The sequence below is a fragment of the Dactylosporangium siamense genome (genome assembly GCF_016862795.1).
Taxonomy (GTDB): domain Bacteria; phylum Actinomycetota; class Actinomycetes; order Mycobacteriales; family Micromonosporaceae; genus Dactylosporangium; species Dactylosporangium siamense.
The window spans coordinates 1-16951 of the sequence record NZ_BONQ01000190.1 but is presented as its reverse complement, the minus strand read 5'-3'; the positions used below and the strand labels follow the sequence as shown (position 1 = coordinate 16951).

Here is a 16951-nt window from a genome sequence, read left to right as displayed (position 1 = left end):
CCCTCGATGGCTGTGGCCGTCCACTGCCGAGCTCTATCCCCGGCTCCTCGCCGCCGGCGTCCGCGTCGAGCGGTGCCACGACCTGGAGCTCGCCGAGGCCCTCCTGCTCGGCGCCGAAGGTCACTGGGGCCAGCCCCGCTCCCTCGCCGCCGCCCACGCCCGGCTCACCGGCGCGCCCGTGCCGCCTGACCCGCCGGCCCGCGCCGCCCTGCCACCGGCCTCCTCGCAGGACTCGCTGTTCGACCTCGCGTTCGACGTCGGGCTCCCGCTGGACGTGGTGCTGTCGGTCTTCGCCGACCAGCGCACCAGGACTGCGGCCGCCGCGTCCCTCGCCCCCGGTGGCGGCGCCATGCGCACCCTCGTGGCCGCCGAGTCCGCCGCCGCCCTCGTCGCCGTCGAGATGGGTGCCGCCGGCCTCCCGTGGCGGCCCGACGTGCACGACGCCCTGCTCCGCGACCTGCTCGGCCCGCCCTCGCCGATCGAGGGCGCGCCGCCGGCCCGGCTCGTCGAGCTCAACGCCCGGCTCAACGAGGCCTTCGGCGCCCGCGTCCACCCCGACTCGCCCGCCGAGGTCCTGCGGGCCTTCGCCCGGCAGGGCATCACGCTGCGCAACACCCGCCGCTGGGAGCTGCAGCACGTCGACCATCCCGCCGTGCCGATCCTGCTGGAATACAAGGAGCTCTACCGGCTCTGGGTCGCGCACGGCTGGTCCTGGCTCGACCAGTGGGTCACCGGCGGCCGCTTCCGCGCCGAATACATCCCCGGCGGCGTCGTCTCCGGCCGCTGGGCCACCCGAGGCGGCGGCGCCCTGCAGATCCCGCGGGTCGTGCGCAAGGCCGTCGTCGCCGACCCCGGCTGGACCTTCGTCGTCGCCGACGCCGGCCAGCTCGAGCCCCGCATCCTCGCCGCCGTCTCCGCCGACCACCGCCTCGCCAAGGCCGGCGCCGCCGGCGACCTCTATGCCGCCCTCGCCGCCGACGCGTTCGACGGCGACCGCGCGAAGGCCAAGGTCGCCCTCCTCGGCGCCATGTACGGGCAGACCGGCGGCGACGCCGCCCCCGCCCTCGCCGCCCTGCGCCGCTTCTACCCGACGGCCTGGGACCTCGTCGAGGAGGCCGCCCGCACCGGCGAGTCCGGCGGGCTCGTGCGCACCTGGCTCGGCCGCACCTGCCCCCCGTCGTCGGTGAGCTGGCGCGAGGGCTTCGACGAGCCCGGCCTGGAGGTCGACGCCCGCGGCGGCGCGAAGGGCCGGGCCCGCGGCCGGTTCACCCGCAACTTCGTCATCCAGGGCACGGCCGCCGAGTGGGCCCTGGTCCTGCTCGCCCGCCTCCGCTCACACCTCGCCTCGTTATCCGCGGAGCTGGTGTTCTTCCAGCACGACGAGTTCGTGGTGCACTGCCCCGAGGAGGAGTCCGACGCGGTGGTCGCGGCGGTCCACACCGCGGGCGACGAGGCGCGGCGGCTGCTGTTCGCCGACACCCCGGTCCGCTTCCCCCTCGACGTCGCCGTCGTCCCCTGCTACGCCGACGCCAAGTAGCGCCTGCTTCCCGTGATCCGGAAGACCTCGTGCATCCCTGGGTACTCAAGGTCTTCGGGATCACGGGCGGGGCCTACCAGTCGGTGGTGGCGAGGTAGCGGGCCATGGCGTCGGTGTGGGTCGGGAAGCAGAGGGGCTGCGGGCCGACGCCGATCTCGAAGCCGAGCGACTCCTCCGTCGCCACCGACGACGGGATCGCCGACAGCGGGCGCGGGGGGAGGACACCGAAGACGATGAGGTTGCCCTGGGCGGTGCTCTGCACGTCGAAGAGGCGCACGTCGGCCGGGTCGGCGAGCAGCGTGGTCTCCTCGCGCAGCTCCCGGACCATGCCCTCCTGCCAGGTCTCGCCGAGCTCGATGAATCCGCCGGGCAGCGCCAGCTCGCCGCGCATCGGCTCGATGTCGCGACGCACGAGGACCAGGCCGCGGCCGTCGTCGGTCTCCACCGGCAGGAGCGCGACCGCGACCGGCAGCGGGTTTCGCCAGGTCGTCTCGCCGCAGGAGGCGCACAGGCGGGGCCACGGTGCCCCCGACGCATAGGCGACACCGCAATACGAACAGTGATCGTGCAGGGCCATGAGCAAGGAGCCTACCGACGGTATTACGCTGAGCCTCGCGCCGGTGTAGCAACACGAGCACCCGAGGAGTTCCGCTGAGCACGATCGTCGGACTGGTTCTCGCCGCAGGTGGTGGCCGCCGGTATGGCGGGCCCAAGGCCCTCGTGCGCCACGAGGACGGCCGATTACTGGTCGAGCGCGCCGTGGCGACGCTGCGCGACGGTGGCTGCGCGCGCATCGTCGTGGTCCTCGGCGCCGAGTCGGCACGGGTCCGCGCGGAGGCGCAGCTCGGCGACGCACGGCTGGTGGACAACCCGACCTGGAAGAGCGGCATGGGCTCCTCGCTGCGGGCCGGCCTGGCGGCGATGGCGGACGACGACGTGGCCGACGCGGTCGCGGTGCTGCTGGTCGACACGCCCGGCATCGGACCCGACGCGGTGGCCAGGCTGCTCGCCGCGGCCGAAGGCGGGCCGAAGTCGCTGGTGACAGCGACGTACCAGGGAAAACGCGGCCATCCGGTGATCCTGGGCAGAGACCATTGGGCCGGTGTCGCCACCCTCGCGACCGCCGACGTCGGCGCGCGGGCCTATCTGGTGGCCCACAGCGACCTGGTCCGGACGGTGCCGTGCGAGGACATCGCCGACGACACCGACCTCGACGTGCCGCCGGAGCAGTAGCCGCCGATCTCGGCGAGGCGCATAGTGGAGCGGTGCCGGACTTCGAGTCTCCGGCCGCGCTGGCGGCCGGCCTGGCCGACGCGGGCTACCTCGCCGACGAGGGGCTCGCGATGGCGGGCTTCCTGGCGCTGCGCCTGCACCGGCCGATCTTCCTGGAAGGCGACGCCGGCGTCGGCAAGACCGCGTTCGCGGCCGCCCTCGCCGAGACCGCGGGCGTGGAGCTGATCCGGCTCCAGTGCTACGAGGGTCTGGACGCCTCGCACGCCCTGTACGACTGGGACTTCGCCCGCCAGGTCCTGCACCTGCGCGCGGTGGAGACCGCGGCGCACGGCACGCTGTCCGCCGCCGACCTGGAGGCGGACCTGTACGACCGCCGGTTCCTGCTGGCCCGGCCGCTGCTGCAGGCGGTCGAGCGGGCGCCGTGTGTCCTGCTCGTCGACGAGGTCGACCGGGCCGACGACGAGTTCGAGGCGTACCTGCTCGAGGTGCTCGCCGACGCCGCGGTGACCGTCCCCGAGCTCGGCCGGATCACCGCCGCGGTGCCGCCGATCGTCGTCGTCACCAGCAACCGGACCCGCGAGGTGCACGACGCGTTGAAGCGCCGCTGCCTGTACCACTGGGTCGGTCACCCCACGCCGCAGCGGGAGACCGCGATCCTGCGGCGGCGGCTGCCCGGCCTCGACGAGCGCCTCGCCGCGCAGGTCGCCGCGGCCACCGCCCACCTGCGGACCCTCGATCTGGTCAAGCCGCCCGGGGTCGCCGAGGCCATCGACTGGGCCGCGGCGCTGGGCGCCCTGTCCGCGGACGCGCTCACCACCGAGCTCGCCGACGCCACCCTCGGCGTGGTCCTGAAGGTCCGCGAGGACATCGCGCTCGCCACCGGGGTGATCGGTGCTCAGTGAGGTGGCCGGGAAGCTGCGGGCGGCCGGGCTGCCGGTGACGCTCGACCGGCTCGCCGCGTACGGCGAGGCCCTTGACGCGGTCGGCGTCGGGCACGCGTACTGGGTCGGCCGGCTCACCCTGTGCGGCTCGCCGGAGGACATCGCCCGGTACGACGCCGCCTTCGCCGGTGCGAAGTCAGCCGCCCGCGGGCCGGCCTGGCAGGTGCGGCGGCTGCCGGAGCGGTCCCTGTTCCGGGCCACGATGCCGCCCTCCGCGGCCGCCGGCGACCAGGACCCGGCCCTCGCGGTGCGGGCGACCGACGCCGAGGTGCTGCGCCACCGTGACATCGCCACCCTGTCGGCGGACGAACGCGCCGAGGCGGCGGCGCTGCTCGCCCAGGTCGCCGCCGCCGACATCACCCGCCCCGGGCACCGGCACCGCCCGGCCGGCCACGGTGACGTCGACCGCCGGCGCAGCGTCCGGGCGATGCTGCGGGCCGGCGGTGAGCCCAGGCCGCTGAGACGCCAGGCGCGGGCGCCGCGGCCCCGCCGGCTCGTCCTGCTCGTCGACGTGTCGGGGTCGATGTCGCCGTACGCGGACGCCCTGCTGCGCCTGGCCCACGCCTTCACCCGGCACCGTCCACGGTGGACGGAGACCTACACGCTCGGCACGCGCCTCACCCGGCTCACCCCGGCGCTGCGGATCCGTGACGTGGAGACCGCGCTGCGCGAGGCGGGCCGGCTCATCCCCGACTGGCGCGGGGGGACCCGGCTCGCCGACGGGGTCGCCGCGTTCGTGCGCCGCGACGGTCACCGGGGCGTCGCCCGCCGCGCCGCGGTCGTCGTCTTCAGCGACGGGTGGGAGTCCGCCGACCCCGCCCGCCTCGGCGCCACCGTCGCCCACCTGCACCGCCTCGCCGCGCGGACCATCTGGGTCAGCCCGCACGCCGGCCGGCCCGGGTTCGCCCCGACGGCCGGCGGTCTCGCCGCGGTGCTCCCGCATGTTGACGCGCTCGTGGCGGGGCATACGGTGGCGGCGCTACACGCCGTCCTTGAGGAGGTCCGCCGTGCGTGAGGTTCTCAGCGATCTGCTCGGCTGGTGGGAGTCGGGCCGCACCGTCGGCATGGCCACGGTCGTGCGGACCTGGCGCAGCTCGCCGCGCCCAGCCGGGGCCACCATGCTCGTCGGCCCGGACGGCACCGCCGTCGGCAGCGTCTCCGGCGGCTGCGTCGAGGGCGCGGTCTACGAGCTCTCCGGTGAGGTCGTCGAGTCCGGTTCGCCGCTGGTGCAGCGGTACGGCGTGAGCGACGACGACGCGTTCGCGGTCGGTCTGACCTGCGGCGGGATCATCGAGCTGCTGGTCGAGCCGGTGTCGCGGGAGACGTTTCCGGAGCTGGCCGAGGTGGCCGCCGCGATCACCGCGCGGGACCCGGTCGCGGTCGTGTCGGTGGTCGAGGGGCCGCCGGAGCAGATCGGGAAGCGGATGGTGGTGTGGCCCACGCACGTCTCCGGGTCGTTGGGCTCCGAACGGCTTGACGCGGCGGCCGGTGACGACGCCAGGGGGCTGCTCGCCGCCGGGCGGACCGACACCCTGCACTACGGCCTGGACGGCGAGCGGCGCGGCGAGGGGCTCACCCTGTTCGTCGCCTCGTACGCCCCGCCGGCCCGGATGATCGTCTTCGGGGCGATCGACTTCGCCGCGTCCGTGGCCCGCATCGGTGACTTCCTCGGCTACCACGTCACCGTCTGCGACGCCCGGCCCGTCTTCGCCACGTCGAAGCGGTTTCCCGGCGCCGACGAGGTCGTCGTCGACTGGCCGCACCGATACCTGCGGGCCGAGCTGGACGCCGGCCGGGTCGACGCCCGCACCGTCGTGTGCGTCCTCACCCACGACCCGAAGTTCGACGTGCCGGTGCTGCAGGTCGCGTTGCGGGAGGAGTTCGCGTACATCGGCGCGATGGGATCCCGGCGGACGCACGACGACCGCCTCGCCCGGCTGCGGGAGGCCGGCGTGACCGAGGAGGAGCTCGCCCGGCTGTCCTCGCCGATCGGCCTCGACCTCGGCGCCCGGACCCCGGAGGAGACCGCCGTGAGCATCGCCGCGGAGATCATCGCCGGCCGGTGGGGCGGTGGGGGCGCCCGCCTCGCGACCACCGAGGGCCGCATCCACCACGACGTGTCCTGAGGTCTAAGGCGTGTTTGGTAAGTGGGGTCGGAGCGAGGCGAGGCCCAGACGTCGGCTGGGGCCGCGCCGGGCGCGCCTGGATACCGGGGTTGTATCCAGGTGTGACCGGCGTGGTTCCAGGCGGCGTCTGGGTCCGCCGCAGCCCGGCATCCACTTACCAAACACGCCTTAGGGCACCTGGCAGTCGGGGTGCTGGTCGCGGCGGAGGTCGTCGAGGAGCTGCTGGCCGACCGGCAGCAGTGACACCCGGCGGCTGGTCCGCTCGAACAACCGCACCCCGATGCGCAGTTCGAGCGACCGGATCGTCTGGCTGATCCGTGCGGTCGACACGTGCAGGCGCACGGCCGTCCGGCCGAAGTGCAGCTCCTCAGCAAGGGTGAGGAACGCCTCCAGCTCGTGCCGCGCTGCACCGTGGGGGTTGATCCATCGATCCTCGCCTACATCGGCGTCGACCGACACTCGGGTGGGTGTCATGGATGCGACACTTCGGCGGGCCGGATCGGCGGACCGCTCGACGGCCGCCAAGATCGGGGATTGTGGAAGTCAAGACCCACGGAGGGTTGCGTTGATCACTGCTTCTGGGGTCTGCTGATCAGGCAGTGGCCCGGGTGCGTCCGCCGCGCGACGGGCCGTTTCGGCACGTCCCCCGCGGGAGGCACTTCATGTCCTCTTCCCATCGAGTCCGGGTGAGCGTCGACGTCGACGGCAGTCGCTACGTCGACGACGTCGAGCCCCGCACCCTGCTGGTCCATCACCTTCGAGAACGCCTAGGCAAGATCGGTACGGTCATCGGCTGCGACACCAGCAACTGCGGCTCGTGCACCGTCCTCATGGGCAGCGCCGACGGCGAGCAGCACTCGGTCAAGAGCTGCTCGGTCCTGGCCGTGCAGGCCGACGGCACGGCGGTCACCACGATCGAGGGCCTCGCCGGTCCGGACGGTGCCCTGCACGCCGTGCAGCAGGCGTTCCACGAGCTGCACGCGTTGCAGTGCGGCTTCTGCACCCCGGGGATGATCCTGTCCGCGGTCGACCTGCTCCGCGAGAACCCGGCCCCGACCGAGGCCGAGATCCGCGCGGGCCTGTCCGGAAACCTGTGCCGCTGCACGGGGTACCAGAACATCATCCGTGCGGTGCAGTCGGCTGCAACGGCCTTGCGGGGCGCCGCGGCGGCCGTCCTGCCTTCGGAGGTGACGGTATGACCGCGGTCGTCGAGCCGGCCGCTGCCGCGGGGGAGGTCGGCGCGGCGCGCCGGCGCAAGGAGGACGCGCGGCTCATCACCGGCCGGACCCGCTGGACCGACAACATCGCGCTGCCCGGGATGCTGCACCTGGCGATCCTGCGCAGCCCGCACGCGAGCGCGCGCATCGTCTCGGTGGACGTGCGGCCCGCGCGGCGGCAACCCGGCGTCATCGACGCGTTCAGCGGCGCCGACATCGCCGAGATCCAGGGCAGCCTGCCGTGTGCCTGGCCGGTCACCGAGGACATCGTCCACCCGGTCCGGCCGCCGCTCGCCGACGGATTCGTGCGCCACCACGGCGAGGCGGTCGCCGTCGTCGTGGCCCGCGACCGCGACAGCGCCGTCGACGCGCTCGAGGCGATCGAGGTCGAGTACGAGCCGCTGACCCCGGTCCTGGACCTGGCGGCCGCGTCCCGCGACGAGGGGCTCGTGCACCCGGACAAGGGCACGAACCGCTCGTACACCTGGATCTTCGACTCGGCGCAGGCCGGCACCGGCACCGACGTCGCCGACGCGGCCGCCGCGGCGGAGGTCACGCTGCACCGGCAGTACATCCAGCAGCGGCTCATCCCCGCGTTCATGGAGCCGCGCAGCGTTGTTGTCGATCCGGGGATGGGGGAGTACACCATCTGGTCGGCGACGCAGATCCCGCACATCCTGCGGGTGTTCTACGCGCTGCTCACCGGCGTGCCCGAGCACAAGATCCGGGTCATCGCCCCGGACGTCGGCGGCGGGTTCGGCGGGAAGCTGCAGGTCACCCCGGAGGAGATGATCGCGTTCTTCGCCGCACAGCGCGTGCGGAGGCCGGTCAAGTACACCGAGACCCGCGGCGACTCGATGCTGTCGGCGCACCACGGCCGGGACCAGATCCAGGACATCACCCTCACGGCGACCCGGGACGGCACGCTGACCGGCATCGACGTGAAGCTCGTCGCCAACATGGGCGCCTACCTCGGCCTCGTCGGCCCGGGCGTGCCGATCCTCGGCGCCTTCATGTTCAACTCGATCTACAAGGTGCCCGCGTACCGCTTCGAGTGCGTCGGCGTGTTCACCAACACCACCATCACCGACGCGTACCGGGGCGCGGGCCGGCCCGAGGCGACGTACGCCATCGAACGGGCCATGGACGACCTCGCCGACCAGCTCGGCATGGACCCGGTGGAGCTGCGCCGCCGCAACTGGATCAAGGCGGAGGAGTTCCCGTTCACCACCGTGGCCGGCCTCGTGTACGACTCCGGCGACTACGACGCCGCGACGGACAAGGCCCTGGACCTGTTCGACTACGCCGGTCTGCGCGCGGAGCAGCAGCGCCGCCGGGACAGCGGTGACCCCGTCCAGCTCGGCATCGGCGTGTCCACCTACACGGAGATGTGCGGCCTGGCGCCGTCACGGATCCTGGGCGCGCTGCGGTACGCGGCCGGCGGCTGGGAGTCCGCGTCGGTGCGGGTCCTGCCGACCGGCAAGGTCGAGGTCGTCACCGGCACCAGCCCGCACGGGCAGGGGCACGTCACCGCGTGGAGCCAGATCGTCGCCGACGAGCTGGGCGTCGCCTTCGAGGACGTCGAGGTCCTGCACGGTGACACCCGGACCTCGCACAAAGGCCTGGACACGTACGGGTCCCGGTCCCTCGCCGTCGGCGGGGTGGCACTGGTCGAGGCGTGCCGCAAGGTGCGCGACAAGGCCCGCGTCGTCGCCGCGCACATGCTCGAGTGCAGCCCCGACGACATCGAGTTCACCGGCGGCGCGTTCCGCGTCCGCGGCACCCCGTCCTCCGCGAAGACCCTCGCGGACACGGCGTTCGCGGTGTTCGCCGCGCACGACCTGCCGGACGGGGTCGAGGCGACCCTCGACGCGGACGCCACGTTCGACCCGCAGACGTTCTCGTTCCCGCACGGCACCCACCTGTGCGCGACCCTGGTCGACACCGCCACCGGCCACGTCACCATCCACCGCTACGTCGCCGTCGACGACGTGGGCAAGGTCGTCAACCCGCTCATCGTCGAGGGGCAGGTGCACGGCGGCGTCGCGCAGGGCATCGCGCAGGCGTTGCACGAGCAGGCGGTGTACGACGAGTCGGGCACCCTGCTGACCGGATCGTTCGTCGAGTACACGATCCCCAGCGCCGCCGACCTGCCGCACTTCGTCACGGACCGCACGGAGACCCCCGCGACCTCGAACCCCCTGGGCGTCAAGGGCGTCGGGGAGGCGGGTGCGATCGCCTCCACCCCGGCCGTCGTCAACGCGATCGTCGACGCGTTGCGCCCGTACGGCGTCGACGACATCACCATGCCCTGCACGCCCGAACGGGTGTGGCGGGCGATCAAGCGCGGAGGTGCGTCGTGATCCCGGTCGCCTTCGACTACCTGAAACCGTCCACAGTGGAAGAAGCGGTGGCCGCGCTCGGCGCGTCCGAGGACTCGAAGGTCCTCGCCGGCGGGCAGTCGCTGCTGCCGGTGCTGCGGCTGCGCCTGGCCGCGCCGGCCCTGCTGGTGGACCTGGGTGGCGTGCCCGGGCTCAGCGGCGTCCGGGTCGACGGCGACACCCTCGTCATCGGCGCCATGACCACGCACGCCGAGGTGGCGTCCTCGGACCTGGTGCGGCGGCACGCGCCGCTGCTCGCGGCCGCGGCGGCCACCGTCGGGGACCGTCAGGTGCGCCACCGCGGCACGCTCGGCGGCTCCCTGGCGCACGCCGACCCGGCCGCGGACCTGCCCGCGGTCGCGGCCGCCCTCGACGCCACGTACGTCGTGCAGGGCCCGGCCGGCCGGCGGTCCGTCGCCGCCGCCGACTTCGCGGTGGACCTGTTCACCACGGCGCTCGCCCCCGACGAGGTCCTCGTCGAGGTGCGGCTGTCCATCGTGGACGGCTGGTCGACGCACTACGAGAAGTTCCACCGCATGGCGCAGGCGTGGGCGATCGTCGGGGTGGCCGTGGCGGTGTCCCGCTCCGACGGGACCATCTCCGGGGCGCGGGTCGCGCTGACCAACATGGGGCCGGTGCCGCACCGGGCCGTCGAGGTCGAGGCGGCGCTGACCGGTGCGCCGGCGACGGCCGAAGCGGTCGCGGCCGCCTGCGTGTCCGTCTCGGCGGGCACGTCGCCGGTGGACGACCTCACCGCCTCCGCGGACTACCGCCGCGACCTGGCCCGGGTCCTCACCGGCCGGGCGGTGTGCCAGGCCCTCGGGATCTGAGCCGTCGCGCGTCCGCGCGTCGTTCGGGGCCGTCCGGTTCGCCGGGCGGTCCCGTCGTTCGGGGCCGTCCGGTCGGCCGGGCGGCCGCGTGGTTCGGGACCGTTCCGTCGGCCGGGCGGTCGCGTGGTTCGGGGCCGTTCCGTCGGCCGGGCGGTCGCGTCGTTCGGGGCCGTCCGGTTCGCCGGGCGGTCCCGTCCTTGCGGTTTCGGGTGAGCGTGCTGCGCGCCGTGGTCGGAGCGGACTATGGTCGACAGCGTGGCCCGGGTCACCGCGCGGGCCGTGCCGCCGAGCGCTGGGGGTCTGTCGACCGTGCTGCTGGAACACAGTTTCACCGTGCCCGTCCCGGTGTCGCAGGCCTGGGACGTGCTGCTGGACATCGAGCGGATCGCCCCGTGCATGCCGGGCGCCGCGCTCACCTCGTTCGAGGGCGACGACTTCGCCGGCACCGTCAAGGTCAAGCTGGGTCCGGTGAGCCTGACCTTCAAGGGCAAGGGCAGGTTCGTCGAGCGGGACGAGGCTGCCCACCGGGTGGTGCTCACCGCCTCCGGCGCCGACAGCCGGGGCGGCGGCACCGCCGCGGCCAAGGTGACCGCGTCCCTGCACGAGGCCGGGGACGCCGGGACCAGGGTCGAGGTCGCCACCGACCTGGACGTCACCGGCAAGGCCGCCCAGTTCGGCCGCGGCCTCATCGGCGACGTGAGCGCGAAGCTGATCGGGCAGTTCGCCGACTGCCTGGCCGGCAAGCTCGCCGCCGGCGCCCCGTCGGCGTCGGCAGAGCCCACCCTGGCGCCGGCTCAGGAACCGGCGGCGGGCGCGCCGCCCGCGCCCACGGCGTTGTCGGAGGCCTCCGTGTCCGTCGACCCCGGCGACGGGGTGGAGCCGATCGACCTGCTCGCCGTGAGCGGGGTCGGCTCGGTCGTGCGCCGGGCCGTCCCGTACGTCGTCACCGCCGCCGCCAGCTTCGCCGTCGTGTTCGGCATCATCTGGTGGATCAAGCGCCGCTGACGTCCTCGTCAGGCGGCGGCGCGGCCCTCGGCGAAGAAGGCGGCCACCGCGGCGGCGTCGCCGAGGGCGCTCAAGGGTCGTGCGGCCCCGAAGGACATGTTCCAGAAGTCACCCTCGCGCGGCGTCCACGGGCCCACGTACGCGTAGGGCTCCGGGATCGCCGTGTCGCCCGTGGACACCCCGTAGTTCACCTCGTCGAGGGAGATGCCGACGTCGAAGTGCTCCGGCCACAGCACCGGCGTCTCGTCCGGGGCGAACCGGCGCAGGGCCGCGTCGCCGACGGCGAGGGCCCCCAGGACCGTGCCGGCCCCGGTGGTCACCACCGGGTCGTCCACCCCGGCGCCGGAGCCGTCCTTGTAGAGCCCCTCGGGTGCGCCGGCGTCCACGCCGGCGGCCGCGGCCAGCTGCGCGAACGTCTGCCCCGCATACGGGATGCGGCGCCCGTCGACCACGAGCGCGTCGGCCTCGGCCTGCACGTCCGGTGCGGCGACGGTGGCGAAACCGGCCGGCGTGACCCGGAGCCGGATGGTGCCGCTGCGCCGGTACTGCGGGCCGGCGAGCAACAGCTCAGCCAGGCCGTGAAAGGAGTTCGTCACCGCTCCATCATGCCCGCCGCGTTGCCCCAGCAGACGGCGCGCAGCCAATCGTCACCGAACCCTAAGCGTTGCAACGAGTCGAGCTGGTGCGCGTACGGGTGAGGGATGTTCGGGAAGTCGCTGCCGAGCAGCACCCGGCCGGCCAGGCCGAGCTCCTCCACCCTGGGGAGGAGCTCCGGAGGGAAGCCCGGGAAGAACGTTGTGAAGACCATCGTCGTGTCGAGCCTGACGTTGGGGTACCGGTCGGCGAGGTCGAGGAAGCCCTCGTACTCGGGGGCGCCGAAGTGGGCGATGACCGCCGCGAGCGCCGGGTGGCGGCGCAGCACCTCGCCGAACGGACCCGGGCCGGTGTGCCCGTTGGCGACCGGACCGGAACCGGCGTGCACGACGACCGGGGTGCCGGTCTCGGCGAGGCGTCCCCAGACCGGCTCCAGCAGCGGGTCGTTCGGGTCGTACGCGCCGACCTGCAGGTGCACCTTGAAGATCCGGGCACCGCCGGCGAGCGCGGCGTCGACGACGCCGAGGACACCCGGCTCCGGGAAGAACGTCGCGCTCGGCACGCACTCCGGGGTGCGGGCGGCGAAGCCGAGGGTCCACGCGTTGAGGTCGGCGGCCATCGCGGGGCGGTGCGCGTACGCGAGGGCGGTGAACCGCCGTACCCCCATCGCCCGCAGCTGCCCGATCCGCTCCTCGTCGGAGCCCCGGTAGCGGATCGGCCAGGGCCGCCCGACCAGCGGCCCGCCGGCGTCGAAGTGCGCCCACACCTTGCGCAGCATGCGTTCGGGCAGGAAGTGCGTGTGCACGTCGAACAGGCCGGGCAGGCCCAGCGCCTGCCAGAACGCGGGGACCTCGGCGTCATCGTTCACACGGATATGTTGAACCTGTCGAGCAGGACCGGCGCGACCAGCATGGCACCGGCGAAGATGGCGACCGTGGTGAAGACGATGCGCAGCACGACCGTCTCGGTCTTGTCGCCCGCGGTCAGGGCCACCGAGTGCGGCAGGCCGATGTTGCGCCACAGCCGCCGGCCGGTCGGGATCGGCCAGAAGATGGGTGAGCCGTGCCGGGTGATCATGTCGCCGGCGAGATGGATGAGGCCACCGACCCCCACCGCCATGCCGAGCAGCGGATAGCCGCGGTCGCCGGGGAGGCGCTCGTAGACGAGGTACGCGGCGGCCGCGGCGGCGAGCGTCACGATGAGCCAGCCGGCGCGCTCCGCCCACCGCTCGAACAGGCCCCGCAGCGCCATCGCGAAGGCGAAGAACAGCACACCCATGACGGCCCACTTGCCGAAGGCGTTGCACAGCGCCAGCGTGCCGTACCCCACGCCGACGTTGAACACGATCGTGTGGGTGAGGGTGCGGTGGCCGTTACGGCGCCGTGGATCGTGCTTCAGCCTGGTGAGCCGGTAGACCCCGAGGGAGAACTTCTCGACCACCTCGGCCAGGAACAGGGTGAGCACCCCGAACGTGTGCGCCACCGTCGCGCCGCCCTGCCTGGTGGTGACCCGGCCGGACAGGTCGAGGTCCGGCAGCAGTGCGCCGCCGGCGCAGATCGCGGTCCCCACGGCGAGCTGCAACGGCGTCTGGTGGAAGTCGGCGAGCTGATCCAGCACGAGAGAGCCGGCCAGCCACACGGCCGCTCCGGAAAGCGCATGCGAAGAGCCCATCATGATCGGGACTATCGCATGTGGGCCGCCGTTCGTACATAGGAGCTACAGGCGTGAATAAGTGCCGGCGACGTCGAGTGTCGTTGCCGTCATCGTCGACGACGCGTCGGAGGCCAGGTAGACGGCGGCGAAGGCCACATCTTCGACCCGCTCCGCCTGTGGTGTCCAGGACACGACATTCGCCCGCACGCCCGATCCGGCGACCTCCCGCGCGAAGTGTTGCGTGAGCGCGGTCACCCCACCGCCGACGGCGCTCGTGGCGGCATCGGTGCCGAACGGCGCGACGGTCACCACCGCACCGGTCCGCGCCTCGGCCATGCTCGGTACGAAGGCCCGCAGCGCCTCGAACGTCGCGGTCAGTCCACTGTCGACACTCAGCCGGAAGTCGCCGCCGGCGCCGCTCGTGCACGGCAGGACGAACAGCAGGTCGGGGGCGCCGACCTCGCTGAGGACCCCGGCGTGGACCGACGCCGCGTCGACCCCGGTGGACACGATGCCCACCGCGTCCGCACCCACCCACCGCAGCTCGTCGACCAGGTCCTGCAGCTCCGCCTCGTCGTCGCCGATGACGGCGATCCGGGCGCCGCGCGCGGCGAGCAGCCGGCACACCGCCGCGCCGACCCCGTCGGCACCGCCGAGCACCACCGCGACCCGGCCCTTGAGCTCGGTTCGGTACATGCCATCCAGCCTCTCGTCATCGGCGGGGCGTCGCGCCACGGCGGCGCCCCGCTGCCGGTTGCCTCGGTTCCAGCGTTTCCGGTGCTTCGGTTCCAGCGTTTCCGGTGCTTCGGTTCCAGCGTTTCCGGTGCTTCGGCTCCGGTGGCGCCGGTGCTTCAGCTCCAGCCTTGCCGGTCTGACGCCGCCGCCCATGGACCGTGCCCGTGTCCGTGTCCCCAGTGCCGGCGCCCCCACGGCGGACCCCCCGCCGCCGCCCAGCGCCGCCAGCGGGCGTGCTTGAAGACGCTGAGCACCAGGAAGAACAGTGGAATCGCCGGCCAGAAGAAGTGCGCGCCGGACAGCGCCCACAGCCCGATCAGCACCACCGCGACCACGGCCACGAACGCACCGTGCCGGGCCAGGTGCCGCCGGCCCTGCCGCAGGAACTCCGCCTGCGTCTCCGGCAGCTCGAACAGCCCGCGCCGCCCCCCGTCGGGCAGGTCCGCGGTCAGCGGCGCCAACTCGTCGCGGAACTTCGCCGCGTACACCTGGGCGAGCCGCTCCTCGCCCTCCTCGAGCGTCAGCCGCCCCTCGGTCATCCCGGCCCGCACCATGCTGGCGTACTGCTCGCGCTCCTTGTCGGAGGCTCGTACCCGATCGCCGGCCATCTCGGCCCCCTTCCGTGTTGCTCCCAGCCTGACCGCCGCCGGCGCAGCGCGCGTCGCACGGGTGTCGTGTCGTCGTGTACTGCTCAGGTCGCACACCGCCGCCGCGTGTACGACCCAGGGAGTACGCACCCGCGCGACCTGAAGGCGACGTCGCAGCTCCCGACGCTGCACTACCTTTGCGGTGTGAGACGACGACCGCCCTGGACCCGGGAGCTGCGCGAAGCGCGCGAGGCCCGGCACGCCGCGCACCTGGCGCAGCGCATGGCGTCCCTGGAGCGGCACGAACGCCGGCGCTGGAACGGCCCGCCCCCGTTCATGATCGCGGTGGCGATGGCCCTGGTGCAGATCCTCGGCACCCGCGCCGCCGCGTACGGCTCGACCGGCACGGAGGTCCTGGACCGCACCGCCTACCTGCTCCTGCTCGCCGGCCCGCTCGCACTGGTGGTCCGCGAGCGGTGGCCCCTGGTCTCGCTGGTCGGCGCGCTGGTGCCGACCGCCGCCTACTTCAGCCTCGGCTATCCCGACGGCCCCGGGTTCCTCGCCGCGATCGTCGCCATGTTCACCGCCCTGGCCGCCGGCTACCGCTGGCTGACCTGGGCAACCGTCGCCGCCGCGTTCACGGTCTTCGCGGTGTTGGTGCGGGGCGAGGCATCCGTCTCACGTGTCGTCCTCATCGGGGTCTGGTGCCTCGTCATCGCCGGCTTCGGGGAAGCGGCCCGGGTCCGCGGCGTGCGCTACTCGCAGATGGCCCGAGACTGGTCCACGCAGCAGCAACTGGCCCGCGCCGAGGAGGAGAAGGCCCGGGCGGAGCAGGACCGCCGGCAGGCCAGCGACGAGCGGCTGCTCATCGCCCGCGAGCTGCACGACGTCATCGGCCACCACCTGTCCCTCATCAACGTCCAGGCGGGCGTCGGCCTGCACCTGATGGACGAGCAGCCGGAGCAGGCGAGAATCGCCCTGTCCGCGATCAAGCACGCCAGCGCCGAGGCGCTGCGCGAGACCCGCTCCGTCCTCGCCGGCCTCAACCCGGGCGAGGCGGCGCCACGGACCCCCGCACCGGGCCTGCGCGACCTGGACCGGCTCGTCGCGGAGGCCCGCGCCGTCGGCCTGCCCGTCACGGTCGACACGACCGGCGCACCGCGCCCGCTGCCGCCGCAGGTGGACCGGGCCGCGTTCCGCATCGTGCAGGAGGCACTGACCAACGTCCGCCGCCACGCCGGCCCAGGCGCGGCTGCGACGATCGTGGTCGGCTACGCCCCGGGCGAGCTCACCATCGACGTCACCGACGACGGCCAGGCCACCGCCACCACGGCCCCCGCCACCACGTCCGGCACGGCCCCCTCCACCTCGGGCACGGGCGCCGCGACGTCCGGCACGACCCCCGCCACCTCAGGCACGGGCGTGGCTAAGTCTGGTCCGGGTCCCGCCATCTCGGGCGTGGGCGCCACGAGGTCCGGCACGGCCCCCTCCACCTCGGGCACGGGCGCTGCTACGTCCGGCACGGCCCCCGCCGCCAGGGGGCCCGCCACCACGTTCAGCAAGGCCCCCGCCATGCTGGGCATGGGCGCTGCCACGTCTGGTCTGGACCCCGCCACCGCGGGCACGGGCGCTGCTATGCCCGGTCGGGGTCCCGCCACTCAAGAGCCCGCCACCACGTCCGGCACGACCCCCGCCACCTGGGGCACGGGCGCTGCTATGTCCGGTCCGGGCCCCGCCATCTCGGGCACGGGCGCTGACAGCTCCGGCACCACTGGCTCCGGTGACGTGACCGCTGTGGCAGATGGCCGCTCCACGGCCGCGATCGCCAGTGCCCACGTCGACGCTGCGGCCGCAGGCGCGCGCTCTGGCGCGGCCGGCTCCGGACCGGGCACCGTGCCGTCCGAACCTGACACCCGTAGCGGTGCCAGCAACGCGAGCGGCGCAACAGGCGCGGGGCCGACCGGCGACCTCGGTGCATCGGGCGTGGCCGGCCGCGCGGGCAGCATGGGCAGCGTGGGTGCAGGCGGCAGCGTGGGTCGCGAGGTCGGCGTGAGCGTAGGCGACGCGGGCAACGGCTCGGGCAGCGCGGGAGATGGTGCGGGCGGCAGCGTG

16 protein-coding genes and 1 pseudogene are annotated in these 16951 nt (G+C 73.9%); 10 read left to right on the top strand and 7 right to left on the bottom strand.

What is annotated here, in order from left to right; genetic code table 11:
* On the top strand, positions 1–1537 hold a 1537-nt coding region (locus Dsi01nite_RS54555; protein WP_203854433.1), incomplete at its 5' end, for a bifunctional 3'-5' exonuclease/DNA polymerase.
* Between the two features lie 73 nt (positions 1538–1610).
* On the opposite strand, the gene Dsi01nite_RS54550 is transcribed toward Dsi01nite_RS54555, so the two are convergent.
* Positions 1611–2114: an NUDIX domain-containing protein gene (locus Dsi01nite_RS54550; protein ID WP_203854432.1), complete on the bottom strand. Its 504-nt coding sequence runs from the start codon at positions 2112–2114 to the stop codon at positions 1611–1613.
* Between the two features lie 74 nt (positions 2115–2188).
* On the opposite strand from Dsi01nite_RS54550, the gene Dsi01nite_RS54545 reads away from it, so the two are divergent.
* Genes Dsi01nite_RS54545 through Dsi01nite_RS54530 form a run of 4 tightly spaced genes read left to right on the top strand, consistent with a single transcriptional unit; the run spans position 2189 to position 5837 of the window.
* The gene (locus Dsi01nite_RS54545; RefSeq protein ID WP_239137208.1) at positions 2189–2770 is read left to right on the top strand and encodes a nucleotidyltransferase family protein; all 582 of its coding nucleotides are present in this window, start codon (positions 2189–2191) and stop codon (positions 2768–2770) included.
* A gap of 32 nt (positions 2771–2802) precedes the next feature.
* Positions 2803–3672, top strand: a complete 870-nt coding sequence (locus Dsi01nite_RS54540; protein WP_239137207.1) for an AAA family ATPase — start codon at positions 2803–2805, stop codon at positions 3670–3672.
* Positions 3662–4726 (top strand): vWA domain-containing protein, encoded by a 1065-nt coding sequence (locus tag Dsi01nite_RS54535; RefSeq protein WP_203854431.1) that lies wholly within the window; start codon positions 3662–3664, stop codon positions 4724–4726. Before Dsi01nite_RS54540 ends, Dsi01nite_RS54535 begins: the two co-directional genes overlap by 11 nt.
* Positions 4719–5837, top strand: a complete 1119-nt coding sequence (locus Dsi01nite_RS54530) for an XdhC family protein (protein WP_239137204.1) — start codon at positions 4719–4721, stop codon at positions 5835–5837. Before Dsi01nite_RS54535 ends, Dsi01nite_RS54530 begins: the two co-directional genes overlap by 8 nt.
* 201 nt (positions 5838–6038) lie before the next feature.
* Here the strand turns inward: Dsi01nite_RS54530 and Dsi01nite_RS58130 are convergent.
* Positions 6039–6230, bottom strand: a pseudogene (locus tag Dsi01nite_RS58130) (LysR family transcriptional regulator); the annotation flags it as partial.
* A 293-nt stretch (positions 6231–6523) separates the two neighbouring features.
* Between Dsi01nite_RS58130 and Dsi01nite_RS54520 the strand changes: the two are divergent.
* The 4 genes from Dsi01nite_RS54520 (at position 6524) to Dsi01nite_RS54505 (ending at position 11270) form a co-directional block, all read left to right on the top strand.
* Complete coding sequence (locus Dsi01nite_RS54520) at positions 6524–7036, top strand: (2Fe-2S)-binding protein (protein ID WP_275423519.1); 513 nt, start codon at positions 6524–6526, stop codon at positions 7034–7036.
* Entirely contained in the window at positions 7033–9417 is a 2385-nt protein-coding gene (locus Dsi01nite_RS54515; protein WP_203854427.1) for a xanthine dehydrogenase family protein molybdopterin-binding subunit, read from the top strand. The genes Dsi01nite_RS54520 and Dsi01nite_RS54515 overlap by 4 nt, the downstream gene beginning before the upstream one ends.
* Positions 9414–10265, top strand: a complete 852-nt coding sequence (locus tag Dsi01nite_RS54510) for an FAD binding domain-containing protein (RefSeq protein ID WP_203854426.1) — start codon at positions 9414–9416, stop codon at positions 10263–10265. Before Dsi01nite_RS54515 ends, Dsi01nite_RS54510 begins: the two co-directional genes overlap by 4 nt.
* Before the next feature lie 243 nt (positions 10266–10508).
* Positions 10509–11270 carry an SRPBCC family protein gene (locus Dsi01nite_RS54505; protein ID WP_239137202.1) on the top strand — a complete coding sequence of 254 codons (762 nt, stop codon included), beginning with the start codon at positions 10509–10511 and terminating at the stop codon, positions 11268–11270.
* Positions 11271–11278: 8 nt separating this feature from the next.
* On the opposite strand, the gene Dsi01nite_RS54500 is transcribed toward Dsi01nite_RS54505, so the two are convergent.
* From Dsi01nite_RS54500 to Dsi01nite_RS54480, 5 genes are all read right to left on the bottom strand, one after another.
* Entirely contained in the window at positions 11279–11866 is a 588-nt protein-coding gene (locus Dsi01nite_RS54500) for a hypothetical protein (RefSeq protein ID WP_203854425.1), read from the bottom strand.
* On the bottom strand, positions 11863–12732 hold the full coding sequence (locus Dsi01nite_RS54495) for an amidohydrolase family protein (protein ID WP_239137200.1): 870 nt from the start codon (positions 12730–12732) through the stop codon (positions 11863–11865). The genes Dsi01nite_RS54500 and Dsi01nite_RS54495 overlap by 4 nt, the downstream gene beginning before the upstream one ends.
* The gene (locus Dsi01nite_RS54490) at positions 12729–13538 is read right to left on the bottom strand and encodes a metal-dependent hydrolase (protein WP_203854424.1); all 810 of its coding nucleotides are present in this window, start codon (positions 13536–13538) and stop codon (positions 12729–12731) included. The genes Dsi01nite_RS54495 and Dsi01nite_RS54490 overlap by 4 nt, the downstream gene beginning before the upstream one ends.
* A 42-nt stretch (positions 13539–13580) precedes the next feature.
* The gene (locus Dsi01nite_RS54485) at positions 13581–14213 is read right to left on the bottom strand and encodes an SDR family NAD(P)-dependent oxidoreductase (RefSeq protein WP_203854423.1); all 633 of its coding nucleotides are present in this window, start codon (positions 14211–14213) and stop codon (positions 13581–13583) included.
* 155 nt (positions 14214–14368) lie between these two features.
* Positions 14369–14860 carry a DUF1707 SHOCT-like domain-containing protein gene (locus Dsi01nite_RS54480; protein WP_203854422.1) on the bottom strand — a complete coding sequence of 164 codons (492 nt, stop codon included), beginning with the start codon at positions 14858–14860 and terminating at the stop codon, positions 14369–14371.
* Between the two features lie 183 nt (positions 14861–15043).
* Between Dsi01nite_RS54480 and Dsi01nite_RS54475 the strand changes: the two genes are divergently transcribed.
* The coding region (locus tag Dsi01nite_RS54475) for a histidine kinase (RefSeq protein ID WP_203854421.1) at positions 15044–16951 on the top strand (1908 nt) is incomplete at its 3' end.